Here is a 16,755-nt window from a genome sequence, read left to right as displayed (position 1 = left end):
CCGAGGGACGCCCCACGCGGGGCGCCCCTCCGTTCGTGGTCCGGGCGCTTAGGCCGCGGCGCCGTGCTTGAAGGTCTTCAGCGCTCCACCCACATCAACCAGGTTGCCGCCGGAGCGCATCCACGCCATGAAGCCCACCTGTCCCTTCTTGACGTAGGCCGAGTCGTTGAAGCGGAACAGGGTCACCGCCATCACGTCGCGGATCTTGTAGTAGCTGAAGTCGCCGAACGCGATGGAAGTTGCCCCGGCTGCCGGCGCCGGCGCGTGCTGGTTGATCTGGATATCGCGGTTGAGCAGGCGATCCGGCGCACCGCCCGGGTTGCCCTGCTCGTAGCCCGGTACGAAGATCGGCCGGCCCTGGTCGTCCTTCACCTTGCGAATCAGCTTGAGCATGTCGTCGTGGAACATCCACTTCGCCAGCGCGCGATAGGCCGGGTCGACGCTGTGCTCCAGATCCACCAGGTCGTCATAGGTGATGATCGGGAGAGCCGACGCGGAACCGATCTTGCCAACCGAGGCCGCAGTGAAAGCACCCATCGGCTGACCGACGCCGCTGCCGACGGTGTAGTTGCGATTGGTGATGCGGCCCAGGCGGGTCTGCAGCCGCTTCTCGATGAAGCCGGCAATATCGGCGGTGCTGTCCTGCAGCAGCTCCCACGGCACGGTCACCACCTTGGAGCTGTACTTGTAGACCTGCAGGCCCTTGGTGCCGAAAGCCACATCCTGGTCGGTCGCCGACTGATTCTCGGCCACCAGCTCGCCCTCTTCCGAGGTGCCGTCGCTGGTCGGGTACTGCATCGGCTCGCCGCCGGCGGTGCTGAACACGTCGGCCACCTGGCGCATGCCGCCGTAGGCCTTGAGCGATTCCAGGATCTGCTCGGCCAGCGTGGTGGGCACGGTGTAGCCGCCCTGTTCCGGGTTGACGGCCGGGTTGCCCGACATTGCCGCGTTGACCTGCTTCCAGTCCTCTGCGTTCAGGGCGCCGTCACCACCGCGTGCCCAGCGGTCGAACAGCCGCATTTCGTTGGACAGCTCCCGGCCACCACGGGTCGCCGAGGTGGAGTGCTCGCGCACGCCCTGTTCGCGCAGTGCCTCGTCGGCCGTCAGGTCCATGACCTTCTGGTGGCGCTCGATAGCCGCATCGATTCGCTCGATCTCGCCGACGTTCTCGTCGTACTTCTTCTGGTTTTCCGGGGTCCACTTGTTGCCGTCACCGGTGCTGGTGTCCAGCAGGTTGCGGGTTTCCTTTGCCAGCGCGGTACGGCGCTCCCGCTCGGCCTGAATGTTGAAGGGCATTAGCTATTTCCTCTGGTCGAAAAAAAACCGCCTTTCGGCGGTCGGAGTAACTGCGGGCGGGAGTCGCTTACGCAGCGGAGCGTTCCAGCAGCGCCAGACGGCGCGACAGGTTGGCTTTGTGGGCCGCGGCGGCTGCGCCGTCGTCGGGTTCGGTCTTGCGATTGGCCAGCGCGGCCGGAGCGTTGTCGTATGCGGAAAGATCCCAGGTATTGGATGCCTTCTTCTTGCCCACGATCTCCACCACCTCGTCTGCGAAGCCGTGTTCCTTGGCCTCGTCAGCCGTGAACCAGGTCTCTTCGTCCATCCACTGGACGATCTGCGCCTGATCCTTGCCGGTGCGGCGGGTGTAGTCACCAGCCAGGCCGGCATCGATCTTGGCCAGCAGCTCGCCAGTCTTGGTCATGTCTGCCTTGTTGCCGACTGTGATTGTCCACGCGTTGTGGATCATGAACCCGGCGCCTTGGCTGATCTCGACCTTGTCGCATGCCATGCAAACCCCCGTCATAGCCGAGGCGGCCAAGCCATCGATGTGGGCAATAACCGTTGCCTTGTGCTGGGCAATGGCGGTCATCATCGAACGTGCCGCGAACACGTCGCCGCCGGGCGAGTCAATGCGCAGGTGGATCACGTCCGCGTCAATGCCCGCCATGGCCTGGGCGAACATCGTTTCGTCAATGTCGCCCCACCACCCACCGATAACGCCGTGCAGGTAGATGGTGGCCTCTTTGCCGTCCGCCTCGGCGCGGATCGGCCGGGACTGGCCTGCATTGTTCTTGGCCAGCTGCAGCAGCTTAGGAATCGGCATCGTCAGGGTTCCTTTCAGGGTCGTCGCCGCTGGGCTTCGCCGGTGGCGCGGGATCTTTCGGTTTGTAAAGCTCGTCGCCACCCTCGATGGGAGGCAGGTTCTTGAGGCGGCGGACTTCGTTCACGACCATCCAGCCTGTCGTTCCGGGGCCGCCCAGCGCCTTGCTGAAGTACTCAGCCTGCGTTTTCGAGTCACCGGCCATGAACATGTCAACGTTGTGCTCAACGAAGTAGCGCGGCGTGCGGAACAGCTTGCGGTTCAGCTCGTCCTTGATCCGTTTCAGGTGCGGACCCAGCGTGTACTTCACGAAGCCGATGCCCATGCTCTCGATGCCGCTGCCCCAGCTGGTGGACTTGGTCGTCTCGCCGATCATGTGAGGTGGAACACCGAATGCGCGAGCCACGTCGATGACCTGCCATTGCCGGGACTCCAGCAACTGCTGGTCGACGGCGGACATGGTCAGCTCCTTGATATCGAGCCCTTCCGTCAGGATCAGAGGTATGCGGCGGTTGCCCTGCGTGCCTCCGTACTTCTTGACCCAGGCATCGCGGAAGTCATCCTGCATCGCCTGGTTCATTTTGTTGGTCGCCGTGATGGCCACCTCCGGTTTACCGCCCTCGCTGAAGAACTTGCCGGCATGCTCATCCCCTTGGATGGCAATGCCGATGCCGTTCCGAGCACCCCACTGGATCACCGACATCCCGTGCACGCCGTTGAATCCGAAGCCGGGGAAATGGAGCACGTCGTCCTGGTCAACGGTGAAGTACCCGTCCACGTCGTGGAACGTGTACTGCAGGCGCGTCGGTTCACGTGGGCTGGTCTTGTCCTGCTTGAGAATCATCACTCTGTCGCGGGGCCAGGGAATCAACCCCGTCGCCACGCCGGCGCGGTTACGCGTCATATACGCGACGCCATCACCGCGCAGCAGCATTTGGCCGACGATGAACTCCCAGCCGGTAGCGCTCGACCAACCGGAGGAAAACTGTTCGTTCAGCAGCCACCAGTAGTCGTGCTCAGCCCGCTTGCGGTGCCCATCCACCCGCTCGAAGACGGGCAGCGGTAGCTGCGCTATCGCACCTGCCAGCAACGAAACGGCGGCGAACACCGCAGAGACCCGCATCGCAGATTCCGGGCTGACCACCGCTCCAGAGGCGGTCGTCGGGTTCCCGAACACCTCGAACATTGCCGGGCTGGAGGATTGGATCACCTCGCCGTCGACCAGGTTGCTGATCGTCGGCTCGATACGGTCGCGGGCATCAGCCCGCCGGTTCTTCTCGAATAGTCCGAACATCAGTCGATCACCACGAAGCCTTGTTGGGTTGTGCCGGTGTCCCGCGCCTGCATGGCGCGGCCCATGGCCATGATTAGCGCCACCGCGCCGTCGATCTTGCTCTCCATCTTTTCCTTGCGCGGGTAGACGTGCTCCTTCGCGTCCAGGCGCGCAACCACGTTGCCCATCATCCATGTCATCGCCGCGTTGCCGTCGTGCCACAAGCGACGTGAGAGGATCAGCGCTTCCACTTCCTTCATCGGCTCTGACAGATTGCGCACGGACTGTGCCATCTCGACCACCGGCAGGCTTTCCTGCTCCAGCCTCGTCATGAGGTACGCCGCCTGGGCCGGATCGAACGCGATATCCCGAACGTCGATACCCCGCGCGGCAAGCTCCTTCAGCTCTTCTTCGATGAAGGCGTAATCGGTCATGTTGCCGGGGGTGGACACGATCAGCTCGTCCAGCAGGAAATGCTGGTACTTCTCGTTATCCTCCACGGCCGACTCCGGCACGTAGAACCTTGGGATAACGTAGTAGCTGTCGTCCTTCTCGAACAGCATCACGACCGCGGCCACGTCCAGCTTCGAAGCCAGGTCAACGCCGACCCAGCACGGGCACCCGGCGAAGTCGTCAATCTCAAACGCCCGCTTCTGCCGCTGCCACGCCAGCATGTTCATCCACGCGAGCTTGGCGCCCACCCAGTCGTTCAAGTGCTTGGTGCGGAAAGCGCTCTGCTTGCTCGCTGACCGCTTTGCCTTGGCCAGCTGATCGAGCAGGAACTGCTCGAATACAGACACGCCGTAGTTGGGGTTAGCTTTGCGCAGGCTCGCCGGGTCGTCCCAACGGTCGCCCTCATCGATGCAGTAGATCGCGGCGAAAACCGTTTCGTCGGTGACCTCGCCGCGCAGGATGCGTATCGCATCGCCCCGCATTTCGAAGCAAGGGCCGGATAGATTGGTGCCGGCTGTGGTGATGATCGACAGCAGGGGCTGCTCGCGCGCGCCCATACCAGTTTCCATCGCATCGACCATGTGGTCGTCGTCGTGCTCGTGGTACTCGTCCACGAGCGCAGCATGCGGGCTCGAACCGTCGCCCGGCTTGCCGATCATCGTCTCGAACTTCGACATGTCCTCAATGACGAAGAGCGGGCCGGGGTTCTTCGGGTTGCCGGCCTGCTCAATGCCGAAGCGCGAGCGCAGCGCCGGCAGTTTCTGGACCATCTGCCAGGCCGGCCGAAACACCTCGAAGGCCTGTTTCTCGCTGGTGGCGCCTGAGTAGACCTCGGCACCTGCCTCGCCGTCTGCGCAGAACAAGTACAGGCCACGGGCAGCCAGGCGAAGCGACTTGCCGTTCTTGCGCGGGATCTCCTCGTAGGCACGGCGGAACCGCCGATGCCCCGTCTTCTTGTGGACCCAGCCGAACAAATTGCACTCAATGAAGCGCTGCCATGGCTCAAGCACCAGCAGCCGTTTCTGCGCCGCCCACTTTCCCTTGGTGTGCGGCATCTTCTCCATGAAGCGCACCGCACGGTCTGCCTTCTCGGCGTCGTACTTGTAGGGCCAGTCGGCCCCCTTTCGCTTCAGGTCATCGAGGAACCGCTGGCAGGCCAACCGGATGAACTCGTTGGCAATGATCTTTCCCGCCGTGACGCCCTTGGCGTAGGCCTTGGCTGAATCGGTGGGGGTCATGGATCAGAACTCGTCGAATGGGTTGCCCTCCGGGGTCTTCTCGGTCCCCAGCTTCTGACGGTCCGCCGGGGTCAGGCCCAAGCGCGCCAGGCAGCCGATCAGGTGGGAGTACTTGGCCGCGACGAACTCGCCGCGATTGGCGCGGAACTCGGAAAGCAGCGATGACGCCACTTCCATGATGAAACGGTCTGCGCTGGTGAGGACGCCCGGCAGGGCGCACTTCTCCAGCTCCTTCCAGACCACTGAGACCTCTTCGGGCAGATGGCCGGGCACCTTGCCCAGCGACTTCCCCGTCTTTGGCGCCTCGGTCTTGTAGCGCTGTGGGTTGCGCTTATCCGCCCCCTTGAGCTTGGCCAGCTCGGCGGGCTGCTTGTGCCTGGCCATCGCCGGTCAGCTCCAAATCTGAAATTCAAATTCTGTGGACGCGCGAAGAAAGGGGGGCGCGCGTATCGTCGCGAGAAGGCGCCGAACTTTGACCCTCCCCCCCGTTCAAATGTTAATATTTCGTTAATTTGCGTGATTGTGGACGTTCCACGCTCGTGGAACCATCAATCCCGCGCTCCTCGGCCGAATCCGCCGTTCTCCAGCGCTGTTTTCGTGCTGTGGCACGGCCGGCACAGGGGCTGCAGGTTGCTGTCGGCGTTGTTGGCATCGTCCCCGTCGATGTGGTCGACCTCAGTGGCTGCCCGCACCCTTCCCTGCTCCGCGCAGCACCTGCACAGCGGCTCACGGGCCAGCACCACCGCTCGGATCCGCCTCCAGAGCGCTGAGTTCGTTGGCAGCGCGCGGCGGGCCTGCCTCTTGCGCACCTGGGCGCTGGTTTCTTTGTAGGGACGCCAACCTGCCGCTCGGTGCTGCGGTGGCCTGACAGGCATCAGTACGGGTTCCCGTCCAAGTCCGCGCGCGGAGGCTCGGCACCTTCGTCCGGAACCGGTGTGCCAGCCTCCTCCCCCAACAGCTGCGCGACAGATTGGACCAGCATGCCGACATGCGCCGCCAGCTCCGCGATCTGCTCGCCCTGCTGCTCGATGACCCCGACCAGACGGTCAATGCGAGCGTCTGTGCTGCCATCGATGCGCCCGGCCAAGGCGGTGACTGCTGCAGCGCGCGCAGCCTGCTCAGCGGCCAGTGCTGCCGCCAGCTCTTCAATCTGTGGAACGTCCATCAGCAACCCTCGTCGTTCGCAGTACCAAGCCACGGCGTATCCATCCCTCAACCCGTTCCCAGTCCGGTTCCATGCCCGTCGTCCTGGCAAACCACACCACCGCGGCCAAGTAGCACCGCAGCCACCAGCGCATGCGGACGGTAGCCGTCACTGCTCCAGCCATCAGAACTCCTCCACTGCCCAGCCGCCGCCGTCCCGCTTGGCCTTGACCTTCACCGCGATGAAGCGGAACGGATACATGGACGCGGCGATCTTGATCTTGGCCCTTGCATCGTCCTGCCAATGGCCCTTCACCTCGTGGCACTCCATGACGCCGTCGGCTGCCATGACCGCAAAGTCCGGGGTGTAGAACGTGTTGTCCGCCAGACGTAGCTTCAGGCCCTCGAAGCGGTGCCATTGGATTTCGCCGGCAGCCTGCAACGCGGTCAGCCGCGAGGCATACGCCGCCTCGGTCTTGTTCATCTCGCCGGCCTTCAACCGGCCCAGCGCCAGCATCCGGCCGTTCATTGCGTCACCGGCTGCCGGTCAGCAGCGATCACCGCTTGGCAGGCTCGGACATGGTCTTCGGCGTCGGTGACGATTCGAACAGCAGCTCCGACAACCTCTGGACGTAGTTCGGCGCGCGCATCACGTTCGACGGCGCCGGCGGCAGCTTCGGACAGGCGAGCGGTGTGGCAGGTGGCGAGGTCGTCGCGCAGGCGGAGATTGCCGCTGCGCAGGCCAGCCACAACAGCAGCAGGGACGGCCTCGGCCGCAGTCCGGTCTTCTTCATGCTTGGCTCCAATGTCGGCCAGCTGCAGGGCTTTGCTCTGCTCGGTGGCGCGGGTCTTATTCACCTGGTCGGCGATTGCCTCAGCGCCGGCCGCGCGTTGCTGGGCCGCTACACCCTCAGCTCGGTCACCGCGCCATGACCAGCCAGCGCCGAACATGGCTGCGGACCAAACGACGAATGCGACGATGGCGATGACGATGCGATTCACGACCGCCCCTCGCACATCCGACGCTCAGCCGCTCGACGGTCCACCAGGCCCTGCACGCGCTTCCCACCTGCATAGACCCACCGGTCCAGCTCTGTGCACCAGGCTGAGGCCGGTCGCCCGCTGTTGATCTTGCGCACCAGCGAAGAGCCACAGGCTGCGGTGGTCCCCACGTTGTAGGACCAGCTCAGCAGTGCTGCCCACTCGTGCTGGTCCAGCGGGACATGGATGCAGGCCTGTATGCCGGTGAGGTACTCGCCCAGGCGGCTGTTGAGCCGCGCAGCACACTCCGCCTCGGTGTAGTACGCCTGGTCCGGCTTGTCCGTATCGCCGTAGCAGTACGTCGCAACACCGACCATGTCGATGTAGGGCGTCGGTGCATAGCCCTCGCGCGGCTTGACCAGCACAGCGGCGGACAGGGCAATAACGGCTGCGGCAGTTCCGCCGATGATTTTCGCCTTCATGCCTGCGCCCTCTGCCGCCACTCGCGGACCCAGCGCCACCCCAGGTAAGCGATCTGGCCAACGAGATAGACGATGGTCAACACCACCACCACGCGGTCTAGATCCGCGCCCGCAGCGACGGCGCCGGCGACGGTTACCGGCGGTGCGGCTTTGGCCACGGCACCGGCCGCAGTGCTGATGATCTCGTCCTTCATGGTGGCCCCGTGACTTGTCCGGTTCGGCATAAGCCCCTCCCGGTTAATGGTGCCCGCCCCTAGCGCCGGCTGGGCACGAGAGTTTGTCCGGCTGGGACGCGGGCAAAGAAAAAGCCCCGGCTGGGCCGGGGCTTGCGATTGGATGGTGGCAAGATTGCCGCCTATTTCGATGACCTAGGAAGTCATCGTTACGCTGTCGTCGTGAGCGCCTTGCTGAACTGCCTTGCAGCGCGCGCCTCGGCCGCGCGGAAGTTGGCAAGCATCCACTCATAGACCGGCCGCCAGAACCGGCTGTAGGCCGACCAATCCGCACCGATGGCGCCGGCGCGCTTTCGGCCACTCAGAGGCTCGCAGCCACTTCCGCCACAGTCTCCGCAGTTCACTACGCCTGCGCCCGCCGGATCTGGAACAACCTTCCTGCCGCCGCATCGATCGCACTCGCATGCCCCGACCATCTCCGCGATCACAGCGCCAGCCAGAACCCCAAGCTGCTCCATCGTGTTGTTCGGCCATGCCGCAGCGCGCGCGTCATCCAGCGCCTTCTCTGCTCGGCGCAGCTCGCGTCGCTGTGCATCGGTGACCGTCCCGCCACACCAGCCCATGCTGGCCTTGGCGATGCCGAAGTGCGTGCGAGCGTCGGCTAGTTCGTGCATCTGGCGGGTGAACTCCGGTGCCACCAAAGCGATGACGGCCTGGCGCAGCTGTTCGCGGCGGCGCTGACCACTCTCGGGCCACCACATTGCCTGCAGCAGCTCATGCCCCAGCCCGTGCGGCACGTACGCGAGCGCAGCCACGACCTCCTGGGTGGTCGGGCCGCCCGCGCTGCCATCGAAACTCATGGTCTTTGGGCCCGTCCGGCTGGACAGCAGTTCCCGTGCACTACTCATTCGCATGCGCCTTCCCCTTGGTGGTTTGCTTGTGCAGCGCGCGCTCGCGCCGGCTTCTTGATCGCACCCATCAGTGCCTCCCTCCCATTTCAGGGACTGGCTCAAACTGTGCGTAGGTGCCCTTGAACGGCCCAAGGTGGTCGCTGACCACTTCCATGCCGAGGCCGTCCATACACGGAACGTCGAGAGCAGCCACGCGCGCAATCTCGCCGCAGAACGGGAACACGTCGGGATCCTCTTTCACCATGACCAACTGGCCAACATGGAATCTGGTATCCATTAGGCAACCTCCGGGCCAGTCGGCTCGACTGCATAGTGCGTGATCTCCGGGTTGTCACCGCGCCAGCTGCCGAACACCGGCCGCTTGCTCACCGAGTCCCACAGCATCAGCCGCCGGCCGTCCTGCGGTGCTTCGGCAATCGGCCTCCAGTGCGTGACCAAGGCAGTGCGGATCGCACTGAGAGCGGCGGCGCTTGGGACGATGCCCAGTTGTGGGATTGAGAGATCCATCATCAACTCGGCAGTAACGCCGTCCGGTGGCAGCCTCATGGCGCCACACAACAGGCTTCGCGCGGTGAACTCGAGCGCACTCATGCTGCCTGCTCCCAGCTGGCCGGAAGGCGCTGCACATGGCCGCCGCGCGCCTTGAATTCCTCCACGGTCTCGGCCGCGCGTTCCTTCCCCTTCTCCTTGCCCCATGGCTTAGCCGGGGCCAAGCCGGACAACTGCGCCACACGCGACCGGTTGATGGTCATCCTGTCCACACGAGGCGAGGCTGCTTGTGCTGCGGCCTTGGCAGCGCGCGTCTTCGCCTTCGACGCACGGCTGATTTCCCTCCGCCGCTCGGCTCGCTCTTCCGGCGCCATCGCCTTACGCCGCATACCTTGGCCTGTCGCCTTGAACGTCGGCGCCACGCCAATCGACTTGGTCAGGTAGCCCGCGTCGACCAGGTCGTGCAGCGTGCGGCGCATGGCCTGCCGATTCTTCCAGCCCTGGACACCAGCGGCATCGCTCGCCTGCACGGCAGTGACCTCAATGCCTGGGTTGGAAGCGAACAGCGCGCGGGCCCGGTCAGCCATAGATTGCTTGGATTCGGTCATGCTTCAACCTCAGTTCGTTGATGTAGGTCTGTTGGTCAATCAGCTCGTCATCCGAGCCGTAAAGGTCGTGGAAGGTTCTGGATCCTTCCTTCAAGCTCCAGCCGTAAACCCGGCTCATCCACTGGAAAGACTTCCCCTGCAGCGGCTTGCGCTCGTGGTGCCATTCGCACATAGCGAAGCCGAAGGCGTGGCCACGGCGGATGTTTCCGGACTTGCAGTGGTGGTATTCGCATCCCCGTATCACTCGGTGTTCTGGCAGCAGGTTCCGCATGAAGAGCAACAGGCAAACCATGCAAGGCCCCCTCTTCGCCACCCGTATGCGTTCTGCCTCAGCGCGTGTTGGTGCCGGTGCGTTTGACCACATCAGCGCAGTTCCGGAATCGGCCCGGCATACCGGGTGATCGGGATCTGCCGGCAACCATCGCGCCAGACGGTCGCCCCGCGGGTGGCGTACAGCACCAGCGGCTTGATCCCGTAGCCATAGGCCAGATACCAGCCGGCCACCGCCACCGGCTCGGACACAGGGCGCACCTCCAGTTCGACGTGGTCCTGCCTCATGCCGCTGCGTCCTGAGCGGGGCCGAACAACTCGGCGATTTCGGCCAGGTGCTTCCGGGTGCGCTCGTTCGCTTCTGGGCTCGCCTCCACTCGGCCAGCCAGCAGGGCAAGCGGATTGAACGCAGGTGTGGCCGGCGGCAGCGCCAGGTGATCGGCTGCCTGCTCGTGCGCCAAGCGTCCAGCATCCACCGCCAGCTGCAGCGCTGCGGCGCGGGCACTCGCGTCGTGGCCCAGCGACGGCTGATAGACGGCGCAACCACCCACAGCGCGCGCGCTCTTCACCAACCGGGCGTACACCTCCAGAAACGCCTGCCGGGCTGCGATCTTGTCGCCCTCCTCGACCAGCGGCAGCGCCGCCGTCCACGCGTCCCTGGTCTGCTCGGTCCATACCACGGTCACCGCCTCGTCAGCGGCCCGGATCGCCACAGCCCACGCTTCGTTCGGTGCCGGGTGCCCGTCGTCAATGCGCTCCATGATCGCGGCCAGGCTCAGCCGGCCCTTTACCTCGCGGCGGCAGGCGGTCAGCGCCTCAGCCAGCACGCGCAGCGGATAGGTGGCCAGATCCAGCACCATGTACGTCGCCGCGTTGGGGCTGATCTTCTCGCCCATGACCTCGGCAGTAGAGGCCAGCATGTCCACCAGCTGATCCTGCTCGGCGTCAGTGAGCATTGGTCGCCTCCCTCAGCTGGCGCAGCTTGGCCTTGGCCTCGTCTGCGGCGTTGGCGTTGCTCTGGGTCTGGTCCTGCTGCTGGGCGCTGGTCGCGGTCATCTGCCTGCCGGTGACCCACTGCGTGCGGTAGGCCTCGCACTTCGCCAGCAGCGAGCCCAGGTCGTGCATGTTCTGCACCACGTAGCGCTCGTTGACGGTCAGGAACCACCCGGCGACGGCTGGTGCTTCGGCATGCCCGAGCCGCTGCACCAGCTGCTTCACGTTGGCGTTGACCTTCGCGTTCCGGACCGGTGCCACGCCGTGGCGGATGCGGTAGGCGCTGGCGTATGCCGCCCATGTCGCCCTGCATGCGGCCTGCAACTCCGTTTCCGAATCCACCACCGGCGGCGCGGCCGACAGGCCCGCCGGAGATGACGGTTCTTCTGACGGTTCATTGGTGGTTATATGATGGTTAGGCGGCACGGGGCGCACCTCCAGACCTGCGCCCGCTGCATCCCCACCTGCACGGGGCGCATCCCCACCTGCATCGGGCGCACCCCCTGCACGGGGCGCAGCACCTGCGCCCGATGCAGTACCGGATTTTCCGGCCTTGCGGGTGCCCTTCGACGGCGCTGCGGCCTTGTCGAACTTGGCCGGGGTGACGTTGTAGACAGTGCTGCTGTTGAACCTGCGGTCGCGGGTCAGTAGGCCCACGACTTCCAGATGATCCATGGCGGTGCGGACAGCGCGCGGCGACATGCAGCAGCGCGCGGCGATGGTGCCCACCGCCGGCCAGCACACGCCGTCGTCGTTGGCTTGGTCAGCCAGCGAGATCAACACAGCCTTCTGCGTGACGCTCAGGCCCTGCAGCGGCCAGCACTGCGACATGATGATGGTCGACATGTCAGAGCCCCAGCGTCATGTTCTGGCCCCGGGCCACCGGCCACCAGGTGCAGGCACTGCGGCCAGACATTGGACAAGGCTTCTTCGGGCCCCGCCACACGCGGCCGGTTTCGGCCAGTTCGGGAAGGCGTCGAGCGAGCACGTATCGGCAGATGCCCGTCTCGTTCGCCAGTTCGAGGCTTGTCAGGCCCGGGAAGCGACGCACAGCGGAAGCTGCTGCGGCTTGTTGGTCACCTTGGACGCCACTGGCAACGATGTAGTTGGCTGCCTCGTGGCTGGTGCTGGGATCGGTGGAGCGAGCGGGATGGTTCATCGCACAGCCCTCCCCTTCGCCGCAGCGCGCGCGATGTTGCGCTCCAGGCGGTGCGCCATCGTGCGCAGCGAACGGACCTCGGCCAGCATCAGCCGTGCTTCGTCGCTGTCGATCTGCTGGTCCGCAATCGCCTCCAATGCGGTGCCAGACAGGGCACCCATGCTGCGCTGGATCTCCAGCAGCTTGGTCTGCAGCGCTGCGATCTCGTCCGACCAGCCGCCCTCCGGTGCCGGCGGCACCACATCCACAGCCATGCCGAACTGGCCGGCCAGGGCCTGCATCCAACCCAGGGCGCGGTCCGCACCACCCACCTGTTCCTGCATCCACTCGGTGAGCAGTTCGGCGATTTCAATGGTTACCGATTCGCCTTCAAGGCCGCGCAGCTTCGCGCGCAGCGTCTCGGGGTGCATCGACTTGCCCCGGCGCTGTGCCAGGTACGCGGCTGCAGCCTGCACACCGCCCGGCGTCTCGCGCACAGCGTTGTAGAGGGTGTCGAGCCAGCTAAGGGGGGATGTGCGGCAGGTCATGAGGTCACCTTGGGAGGGACGGTTTTTCAAGGTTTCGGGCTGTGCTCGGGTGGCGCACGATGGGCGCCATGGAGATCAACAATTCAGGGAAGACGGCCAGTGGCCACCTGTTCGAAAAGCGAGGGCCGCAAGGTCCGGGCGGCGGCCAGCCCCGCGTTGAAGATCAGTGCGATATCCTCGCCAGCGAGGTCGTGCTGCACCGCGTATTCGCGGATGCGCGACAGGTGGTGCTCCCGCGCCTGCTCGGGGGTTTGGTCAGACATTGGGGTTCTCCATGGAGACGGAACAAATCGAGACTCGCGGCGCGGACGGCCGCAAGGTTTGGGTCATCAAGCACTTCACCCGCATCGACACTTCGGACCTGGACGGGCCAAGCTGGGTCGAGGGGATGGCAAGGCACACGCTCGGAGACGGCAGCGCCGTCAATGCCGACGCAGACGGATTTGAGGTGGTTGCGACTGGCGAGCGCCTCGTTCGGCTGTAGCCCATCACGCCACCTCAATCGGGGCTATGCGGCCTGCATCGGGGTCGTCGTTGGCCGGCTTGGCCGGCTCCAGCTGCACGGGGTGTCCAAGCAGCCTCATTACCTGCGGCAAGGCCGGGACCATCTCGTCATCCGCCCAACCGCTCACCTGCTCCACCGGCAGGTCCAGAACCTTGGCCAACTGCTTGTCGGTGCTCAGGCCCAGCTTCGCGCGCAGCGCGCGCTTGCTGATCCGGCCGGCAGCCGGCAGCGTCGCTGGGGCCGAGCACTCAGCCTCGACTCGTTTCGCGTACAGCTTCAACAGCGCCAGAGCAGCGGCCGCGCGGGGCGACTGTGAGCGCCCAGACGCTAGATCACCCACCGTCGATCCGGCCGAGCCAATTGCCTCGCCGATCTGGGCATACGTCATGCCCCCCGACTGAAGCTCCCCGATGATGCACGCCCATGATTTGTCCATACCGGCCACACTACGGTATTCCGTAGCATCCAGTCAACGGCATTCCGTTACGGCATTCCGTTCCAATACCAAAATGGAAACCATTGGCAGCAGAATTCGCGCCGAGCGCGAGGCGCAGGGGATCAGCCGTAACGAACTGGCAAAGTTCGCCGGCATTGCCTCTACCACCCTTTCCAACCTTGAACTCGGACTGTCAAAGTCCAGCACGGCGTTGCACAAGATCGCCGCCCGCCTGGGGGTCCACACGGATTGGCTGGAAACCGGCAAGGGTTCAAAGGCCGCTGAGGATCGTTCAGTCGCAACGTTCTCGGAGACTGAGACGCACCCGGGCTATGTTCGCTTCGACTTGTTCGAAGGGGGTGCGGGTATGGGCGTGGGGATGGTCAATCAGGACTACCCAGAGGTAGTGAAGACCATCGAGGTCGCCGAATGGGAAGTGCGCAGGAAGCTCGGCTATCTGCCCCAGCCTGGCCGTATCCAGATCATCACTGGCCGAGGGCCGTCTATGCGCCCCAAGCTCGAAGACGGCGATATCGTCTGGATCGACACGAGCTGCAATTACTTCGACGGCGACGACTACTACCTCATCAACATAGGTGGCGAAACGCAGATCAAGATGCTGCAGAAGCGTGGCGATGGGCTCTACGTGGTCAGTGTCAACACGGACTTCCCTGCCTATCGGCCAGATCCTGGCGACGTGAGCATTCTCGGCAAGGCATTGATCCACGCAGGTCTGCGAAAGTTCTAAGTAGCGTCCCAAATTGGGACATAGACCAAGCCCCGCTTTGCGGGGCTTTTTCGTTTCAAAGGCCGCGCCCCAAAGACCGAAGATGAACCTAATTCCGTACATTCAGAATCATCTACGGAATTCCGTTTGACAGGATGATACGGAATTCCGTAGTCTCTCCCTGCCGCCGACACCGCCCCATCCCGGGGCGCGGCGCAGGAGATCAACCATGCCCACTCTGGCCCTCAATACCGAAACCGCCCCCGGCACCGCCAAGGCTGACACGGTCAGCGGGAAGGTCGTCCAGAACTTCGGCGCCGCCCGGATCTACTACACCGCCGACGAGGCAACCGCCGCAGCGCGCGCCCTGATCGCCGCTGCCAAGCAGCTGCGGGGCGAAAGCCAGGATGCCGCCGCATGAGCGCCGTCATCGCCAACCACTCCCAGGCACAGCGCGCGGCAGCAGCCGCAGGCATCGTCGCCCGCGCCGGTAAGCGCTGGGGCCTGCTCCCCTATCAGGTCGTCGTCGCAGCAAGCATCGCCGCCAATGCCGTCCTGCGGCACGGCCAGAGCGCTGCTGGCGCCGTCGCTGCCGTCCGCAGCGCAGCGCGCGCCCAAGGCGGTGCAGCATGAGCGCCACCACCATTCCAGAATTCGCCGTGATAGAAGTCCCCGGCTGCGGCATGCGGTTGCGTGCAATGCGCGATCCGGCTGGCTGGAGCGTGTCTGGCTGGCGCCGCACAAAGGGCGCCAGGGTCATGGTCATGTTTGCTTCCGCCGATGGTGCGCCCACCTTCAGCGAGAACGCCGGCCAGCATCACGTCATCGTGGACCGCGCCTATGTGGCGCTACCCGCCACCTCCAGCAGAAAGCTGCGTGCCTTCATCACTGAAGTGGAGGGCCAGTAATGCGCCACCTGGCACTGCCCTTCTACTGCGCCGTCATCGTCGGGCTGCTGCTGGCGCTGCTTGCCCGCGCCATCTACACCGGCGCCGCCTCGTTCCTCCTGCCCTTCGCTGCAGGCGTCGTCTTCTTCGCCTGGTGCGGTGTGCGCGACCTGGTGCGGAACTGGCCAGCGTTCCGCGATGAAACGCGGCAGCGAGCGGCAGAGCGACAGCGGGCGCCGATGCTCGCAGACGACACCCAATGATCCCCTGCCCTGCGCTCTCCCCCTGTAGCGCAGGGAGCCCGCGCCGGCCGGGTTCCACGAGCCGGCAACCCATCCCAGGAGTCCAGCGTGCGTAACCAGCTCGACATCTTCGATCACGACCCAGCCCGCATGGCAGCAGCCAATCGCGCCGCTGCTGACCACGCACTGCACGACGTGCAGTTCACCGAGACCGAGCGGCAGGCCCGCGCCGCTCACTACCTCGGCGAGGCCGAACGCTGGGAAAACCTTGCCGCGCACAGCGCGCGCGCCATCACCGAACGCAAGGAGCAGCATGCATGACCGCCGACAAGACCCACGCCGCCCCGAAGATCGCGAAGCGCGGCAGATGCGTGCGATTTGGAGATGCGCCCCAGCCCGCTCGCTTTCCTGGCTGCGACCTTGGCTACGGCGCTGTTCTTGAAGGTCCGCATTTCTCCGCTACTGCCCCTTCGATCAATGCACGAAGCTCTTCCTTATCCGCAGCCGACTGGGCGCGTTTCCCATCTTCGATTCTTTGGGTAGTGGCAATAGCGTCTTCAGTCCGTTTTGTGTGCCAGTCATACGCAAAATCGTTCACAGAGAAACAAACGATGCCCATCACGAAGATAAAAATGGTGCGCCACACACCATCCCCTTTTCCAAGTGCTTTTGGAAAAGCGCTCACTGCGAAAGATACCACTGGGATCATCGGCAGAACCCCGCCCGCCACTATCAGCGTGAAAAGCACGACCGCAGACGAGGCGTGCGGCACAAATCTTGTCGCGGGGTCGAATGCAAGCAAGACAATCGCCGGACCACCAGCGAGGGACATTACCGCGAGGAGTCCGTCGCAAATAGTCTTTATCCGCTTGTATGCCTTCGCACGCTGCGCCTCTTCTTGCTGTGGGTTCATACCGCATTCCTTGCTTGAGATTCGGCCGATGCTCACATGTTCTGCCGGTGAGCGATAGTCGGGTGAATTACTACAGCGAATGGGATTGATACGCCGCGCAGTGAATCCGCAACCTCATCGATGCCGGGCTGATCCCGCCCGGCCACGTCGACACCAGGAGCATCATCGATGTTCAACCATCAGACCTCGCCGGATACCGGCAATGCCATCGTCCCGGAAGTCGCGGCGGAAGTGATCGGCGCCTACA

31 protein-coding genes are annotated in these 16,755 nt (G+C 64.5%); 7 read left to right on the top strand and 24 right to left on the bottom strand.

Features of this window, described 5'->3' with window-relative positions:
• Positions 1-48: 48 nt before the first annotated feature.
• The 22 genes from M2299_RS02935 to M2299_RS02830 form a co-directional block, all read right to left on the bottom strand.
• Positions 49-1,296 carry a phage major capsid protein gene (locus M2299_RS02935; RefSeq protein ID WP_280883825.1) on the bottom strand — a complete coding sequence of 416 codons (1,248 nt, stop codon included), beginning with the start codon at positions 1,294-1,296 and terminating at the stop codon, positions 49-51.
• A gap of 67 nt (positions 1,297-1,363) precedes the next feature.
• A complete protein-coding gene (locus M2299_RS02930; RefSeq protein WP_280883824.1) occupies positions 1,364-2,101 on the bottom strand; it encodes a head maturation protease, ClpP-related in 738 nt (245 codons plus the stop codon).
• Positions 2,088-3,392, bottom strand: coding sequence for a phage portal protein (locus tag M2299_RS02925; RefSeq protein ID WP_280883823.1), 1,305 nt, complete (start codon positions 3,390-3,392; stop codon positions 2,088-2,090). Before M2299_RS02925 ends, M2299_RS02930 begins: the two co-directional genes overlap by 14 nt.
• The gene (locus tag M2299_RS02920) at positions 3,392-5,062 is read right to left on the bottom strand and encodes a terminase TerL endonuclease subunit (protein WP_280883822.1); all 1,671 of its coding nucleotides are present in this window, start codon (positions 5,060-5,062) and stop codon (positions 3,392-3,394) included. Before M2299_RS02920 ends, M2299_RS02925 begins: the two co-directional genes overlap by 1 nt.
• A 3-nt stretch (positions 5,063-5,065) precedes the next feature.
• Complete coding sequence (locus M2299_RS02915) at positions 5,066-5,446, bottom strand: hypothetical protein (RefSeq protein WP_280883821.1); 381 nt, start codon at positions 5,444-5,446, stop codon at positions 5,066-5,068.
• 164 nt (positions 5,447-5,610) lie between these two features.
• Positions 5,611-5,937: an HNH endonuclease signature motif containing protein gene (locus M2299_RS02910; RefSeq protein ID WP_280883820.1), complete on the bottom strand. Its 327-nt coding sequence runs from the start codon at positions 5,935-5,937 to the stop codon at positions 5,611-5,613.
• Entirely contained in the window at positions 5,937-6,227 is a 291-nt protein-coding gene (locus tag M2299_RS02905; RefSeq protein ID WP_280883819.1) for a hypothetical protein, read from the bottom strand. Before M2299_RS02905 ends, M2299_RS02910 begins: the two co-directional genes overlap by 1 nt.
• 162 nt (positions 6,228-6,389) lie before the next feature.
• Positions 6,390-6,722 carry a DUF1064 domain-containing protein gene (locus tag M2299_RS02900; RefSeq protein WP_280883818.1) on the bottom strand — a complete coding sequence of 111 codons (333 nt, stop codon included), beginning with the start codon at positions 6,720-6,722 and terminating at the stop codon, positions 6,390-6,392.
• Positions 6,723-6,730: 8 nt separating this feature from the next.
• On the bottom strand, positions 6,731-7,207 hold the full coding sequence (locus tag M2299_RS02895) for a lysis system i-spanin subunit Rz (protein ID WP_280883817.1): 477 nt from the start codon (positions 7,205-7,207) through the stop codon (positions 6,731-6,733).
• Positions 7,204-7,668, bottom strand: a complete 465-nt coding sequence (locus M2299_RS02890) for a lysozyme (protein WP_280883816.1) — start codon at positions 7,666-7,668, stop codon at positions 7,204-7,206. The genes M2299_RS02895 and M2299_RS02890 overlap by 4 nt, the downstream gene beginning before the upstream one ends.
• Positions 7,665-7,862: a hypothetical protein gene (locus M2299_RS02885; protein WP_117311878.1), complete on the bottom strand. Its 198-nt coding sequence runs from the start codon at positions 7,860-7,862 to the stop codon at positions 7,665-7,667. The genes M2299_RS02890 and M2299_RS02885 overlap by 4 nt, the downstream gene beginning before the upstream one ends.
• 188 nt (positions 7,863-8,050) lie before the next feature.
• Positions 8,051-8,701, bottom strand: a complete 651-nt coding sequence (locus M2299_RS02880; protein WP_280883815.1) for a hypothetical protein — start codon at positions 8,699-8,701, stop codon at positions 8,051-8,053.
• 118 nt (positions 8,702-8,819) lie between these two features.
• A complete protein-coding gene (locus M2299_RS02875) occupies positions 8,820-9,029 on the bottom strand; it encodes a hypothetical protein (RefSeq protein ID WP_280883814.1) in 210 nt (69 codons plus the stop codon).
• Positions 9,029-9,343 carry a hypothetical protein gene (locus M2299_RS02870; protein ID WP_280883813.1) on the bottom strand — a complete coding sequence of 105 codons (315 nt, stop codon included), beginning with the start codon at positions 9,341-9,343 and terminating at the stop codon, positions 9,029-9,031. Before M2299_RS02870 ends, M2299_RS02875 begins: the two co-directional genes overlap by 1 nt.
• Entirely contained in the window at positions 9,340-9,849 is a 510-nt protein-coding gene (locus tag M2299_RS02865; RefSeq protein ID WP_280883812.1) for a hypothetical protein, read from the bottom strand. Before M2299_RS02865 ends, M2299_RS02870 begins: the two co-directional genes overlap by 4 nt.
• Positions 9,821-10,213, bottom strand: coding sequence for a Ref family recombination enhancement nuclease (locus M2299_RS02860; RefSeq protein WP_280883811.1), 393 nt, complete (start codon positions 10,211-10,213; stop codon positions 9,821-9,823). The genes M2299_RS02865 and M2299_RS02860 overlap by 29 nt, the downstream gene beginning before the upstream one ends.
• Positions 10,213-10,407 carry a hypothetical protein gene (locus M2299_RS02855; protein WP_140227322.1) on the bottom strand — a complete coding sequence of 65 codons (195 nt, stop codon included), beginning with the start codon at positions 10,405-10,407 and terminating at the stop codon, positions 10,213-10,215. The genes M2299_RS02860 and M2299_RS02855 overlap by 1 nt, the downstream gene beginning before the upstream one ends.
• Positions 10,404-11,075, bottom strand: a complete 672-nt coding sequence (locus tag M2299_RS02850) for a hypothetical protein (protein WP_280883810.1) — start codon at positions 11,073-11,075, stop codon at positions 10,404-10,406. Before M2299_RS02850 ends, M2299_RS02855 begins: the two co-directional genes overlap by 4 nt.
• Positions 11,065-11,958: a helix-turn-helix domain-containing protein gene (locus M2299_RS02845; protein WP_280883809.1), complete on the bottom strand. Its 894-nt coding sequence runs from the start codon at positions 11,956-11,958 to the stop codon at positions 11,065-11,067. Before M2299_RS02845 ends, M2299_RS02850 begins: the two co-directional genes overlap by 11 nt.
• Position 11,959: 1 nt before the next feature.
• The gene (locus M2299_RS02840; RefSeq protein ID WP_280883808.1) at positions 11,960-12,271 is read right to left on the bottom strand and encodes a winged helix-turn-helix domain-containing protein; all 312 of its coding nucleotides are present in this window, start codon (positions 12,269-12,271) and stop codon (positions 11,960-11,962) included.
• Positions 12,268-12,798, bottom strand: coding sequence for a hypothetical protein (locus tag M2299_RS02835; protein ID WP_279209090.1), 531 nt, complete (start codon positions 12,796-12,798; stop codon positions 12,268-12,270). Before M2299_RS02835 ends, M2299_RS02840 begins: the two co-directional genes overlap by 4 nt.
• A gap of 83 nt (positions 12,799-12,881) precedes the next feature.
• The gene (locus tag M2299_RS02830; RefSeq protein ID WP_059064554.1) at positions 12,882-13,061 is read right to left on the bottom strand and encodes a hypothetical protein; all 180 of its coding nucleotides are present in this window, start codon (positions 13,059-13,061) and stop codon (positions 12,882-12,884) included.
• Between the two features lie 11 nt (positions 13,062-13,072).
• On the opposite strand from M2299_RS02830, the gene M2299_RS02825 reads away from it, so the two are divergent.
• Positions 13,073-13,282, top strand: a complete 210-nt coding sequence (locus tag M2299_RS02825; RefSeq protein WP_280883807.1) for a hypothetical protein — start codon at positions 13,073-13,075, stop codon at positions 13,280-13,282.
• A 4-nt stretch (positions 13,283-13,286) separates the two neighbouring features.
• Here M2299_RS02825 and M2299_RS02820 read toward each other — a convergent pair whose 3' ends face one another.
• Complete coding sequence (locus M2299_RS02820) at positions 13,287-13,691, bottom strand: hypothetical protein (protein WP_280883806.1); 405 nt, start codon at positions 13,689-13,691, stop codon at positions 13,287-13,289.
• A gap of 121 nt (positions 13,692-13,812) precedes the next feature.
• Between M2299_RS02820 and M2299_RS02815 the strand changes: the two genes are divergently transcribed.
• The 6 genes from M2299_RS02815 to M2299_RS02790 all read left to right on the top strand — a co-directional run bounded on the left by M2299_RS02815 (position 13,813) and on the right by M2299_RS02790 (position 15,916).
• Positions 13,813-14,487 (top strand): helix-turn-helix transcriptional regulator, encoded by a 675-nt coding sequence (locus M2299_RS02815; protein WP_280883805.1) that lies wholly within the window; start codon positions 13,813-13,815, stop codon positions 14,485-14,487.
• A 208-nt stretch (positions 14,488-14,695) separates the two neighbouring features.
• Positions 14,696-14,887, top strand: coding sequence for a hypothetical protein (locus tag M2299_RS02810; RefSeq protein ID WP_280883804.1), 192 nt, complete (start codon positions 14,696-14,698; stop codon positions 14,885-14,887).
• Positions 14,884-15,099 (top strand): hypothetical protein, encoded by a 216-nt coding sequence (locus tag M2299_RS02805; RefSeq protein WP_280883803.1) that lies wholly within the window; start codon positions 14,884-14,886, stop codon positions 15,097-15,099. The genes M2299_RS02810 and M2299_RS02805 overlap by 4 nt, the downstream gene beginning before the upstream one ends.
• Positions 15,096-15,374 carry a hypothetical protein gene (locus tag M2299_RS02800; protein WP_280883802.1) on the top strand — a complete coding sequence of 93 codons (279 nt, stop codon included), beginning with the start codon at positions 15,096-15,098 and terminating at the stop codon, positions 15,372-15,374. Before M2299_RS02805 ends, M2299_RS02800 begins: the two co-directional genes overlap by 4 nt.
• Positions 15,374-15,616 carry a hypothetical protein gene (locus M2299_RS02795; protein ID WP_280883801.1) on the top strand — a complete coding sequence of 81 codons (243 nt, stop codon included), beginning with the start codon at positions 15,374-15,376 and terminating at the stop codon, positions 15,614-15,616. The genes M2299_RS02800 and M2299_RS02795 overlap by 1 nt, the downstream gene beginning before the upstream one ends.
• A gap of 87 nt (positions 15,617-15,703) precedes the next feature.
• Positions 15,704-15,916, top strand: a complete 213-nt coding sequence (locus tag M2299_RS02790; RefSeq protein WP_280883800.1) for a hypothetical protein — start codon at positions 15,704-15,706, stop codon at positions 15,914-15,916.
• Between the two features lie 103 nt (positions 15,917-16,019).
• Here the strand turns inward: M2299_RS02790 and M2299_RS02785 are convergent, their stop codons facing one another.
• Positions 16,020-16,508, bottom strand: a complete 489-nt coding sequence (locus tag M2299_RS02785; RefSeq protein ID WP_280883799.1) for a hypothetical protein — start codon at positions 16,506-16,508, stop codon at positions 16,020-16,022.
• Positions 16,509-16,755: the final 247 nt, after the last annotated feature.

The sequence above is a fragment of the Stenotrophomonas sp. 1278 genome, assembly GCF_029892765.1.
GTDB lineage: Bacteria > Pseudomonadota > Gammaproteobacteria > Xanthomonadales > Xanthomonadaceae > Stenotrophomonas > Stenotrophomonas indicatrix.
Note: the sequence above shows the minus strand (reverse complement) of the source record. Positions and strands in the feature narration are given on the sequence as shown.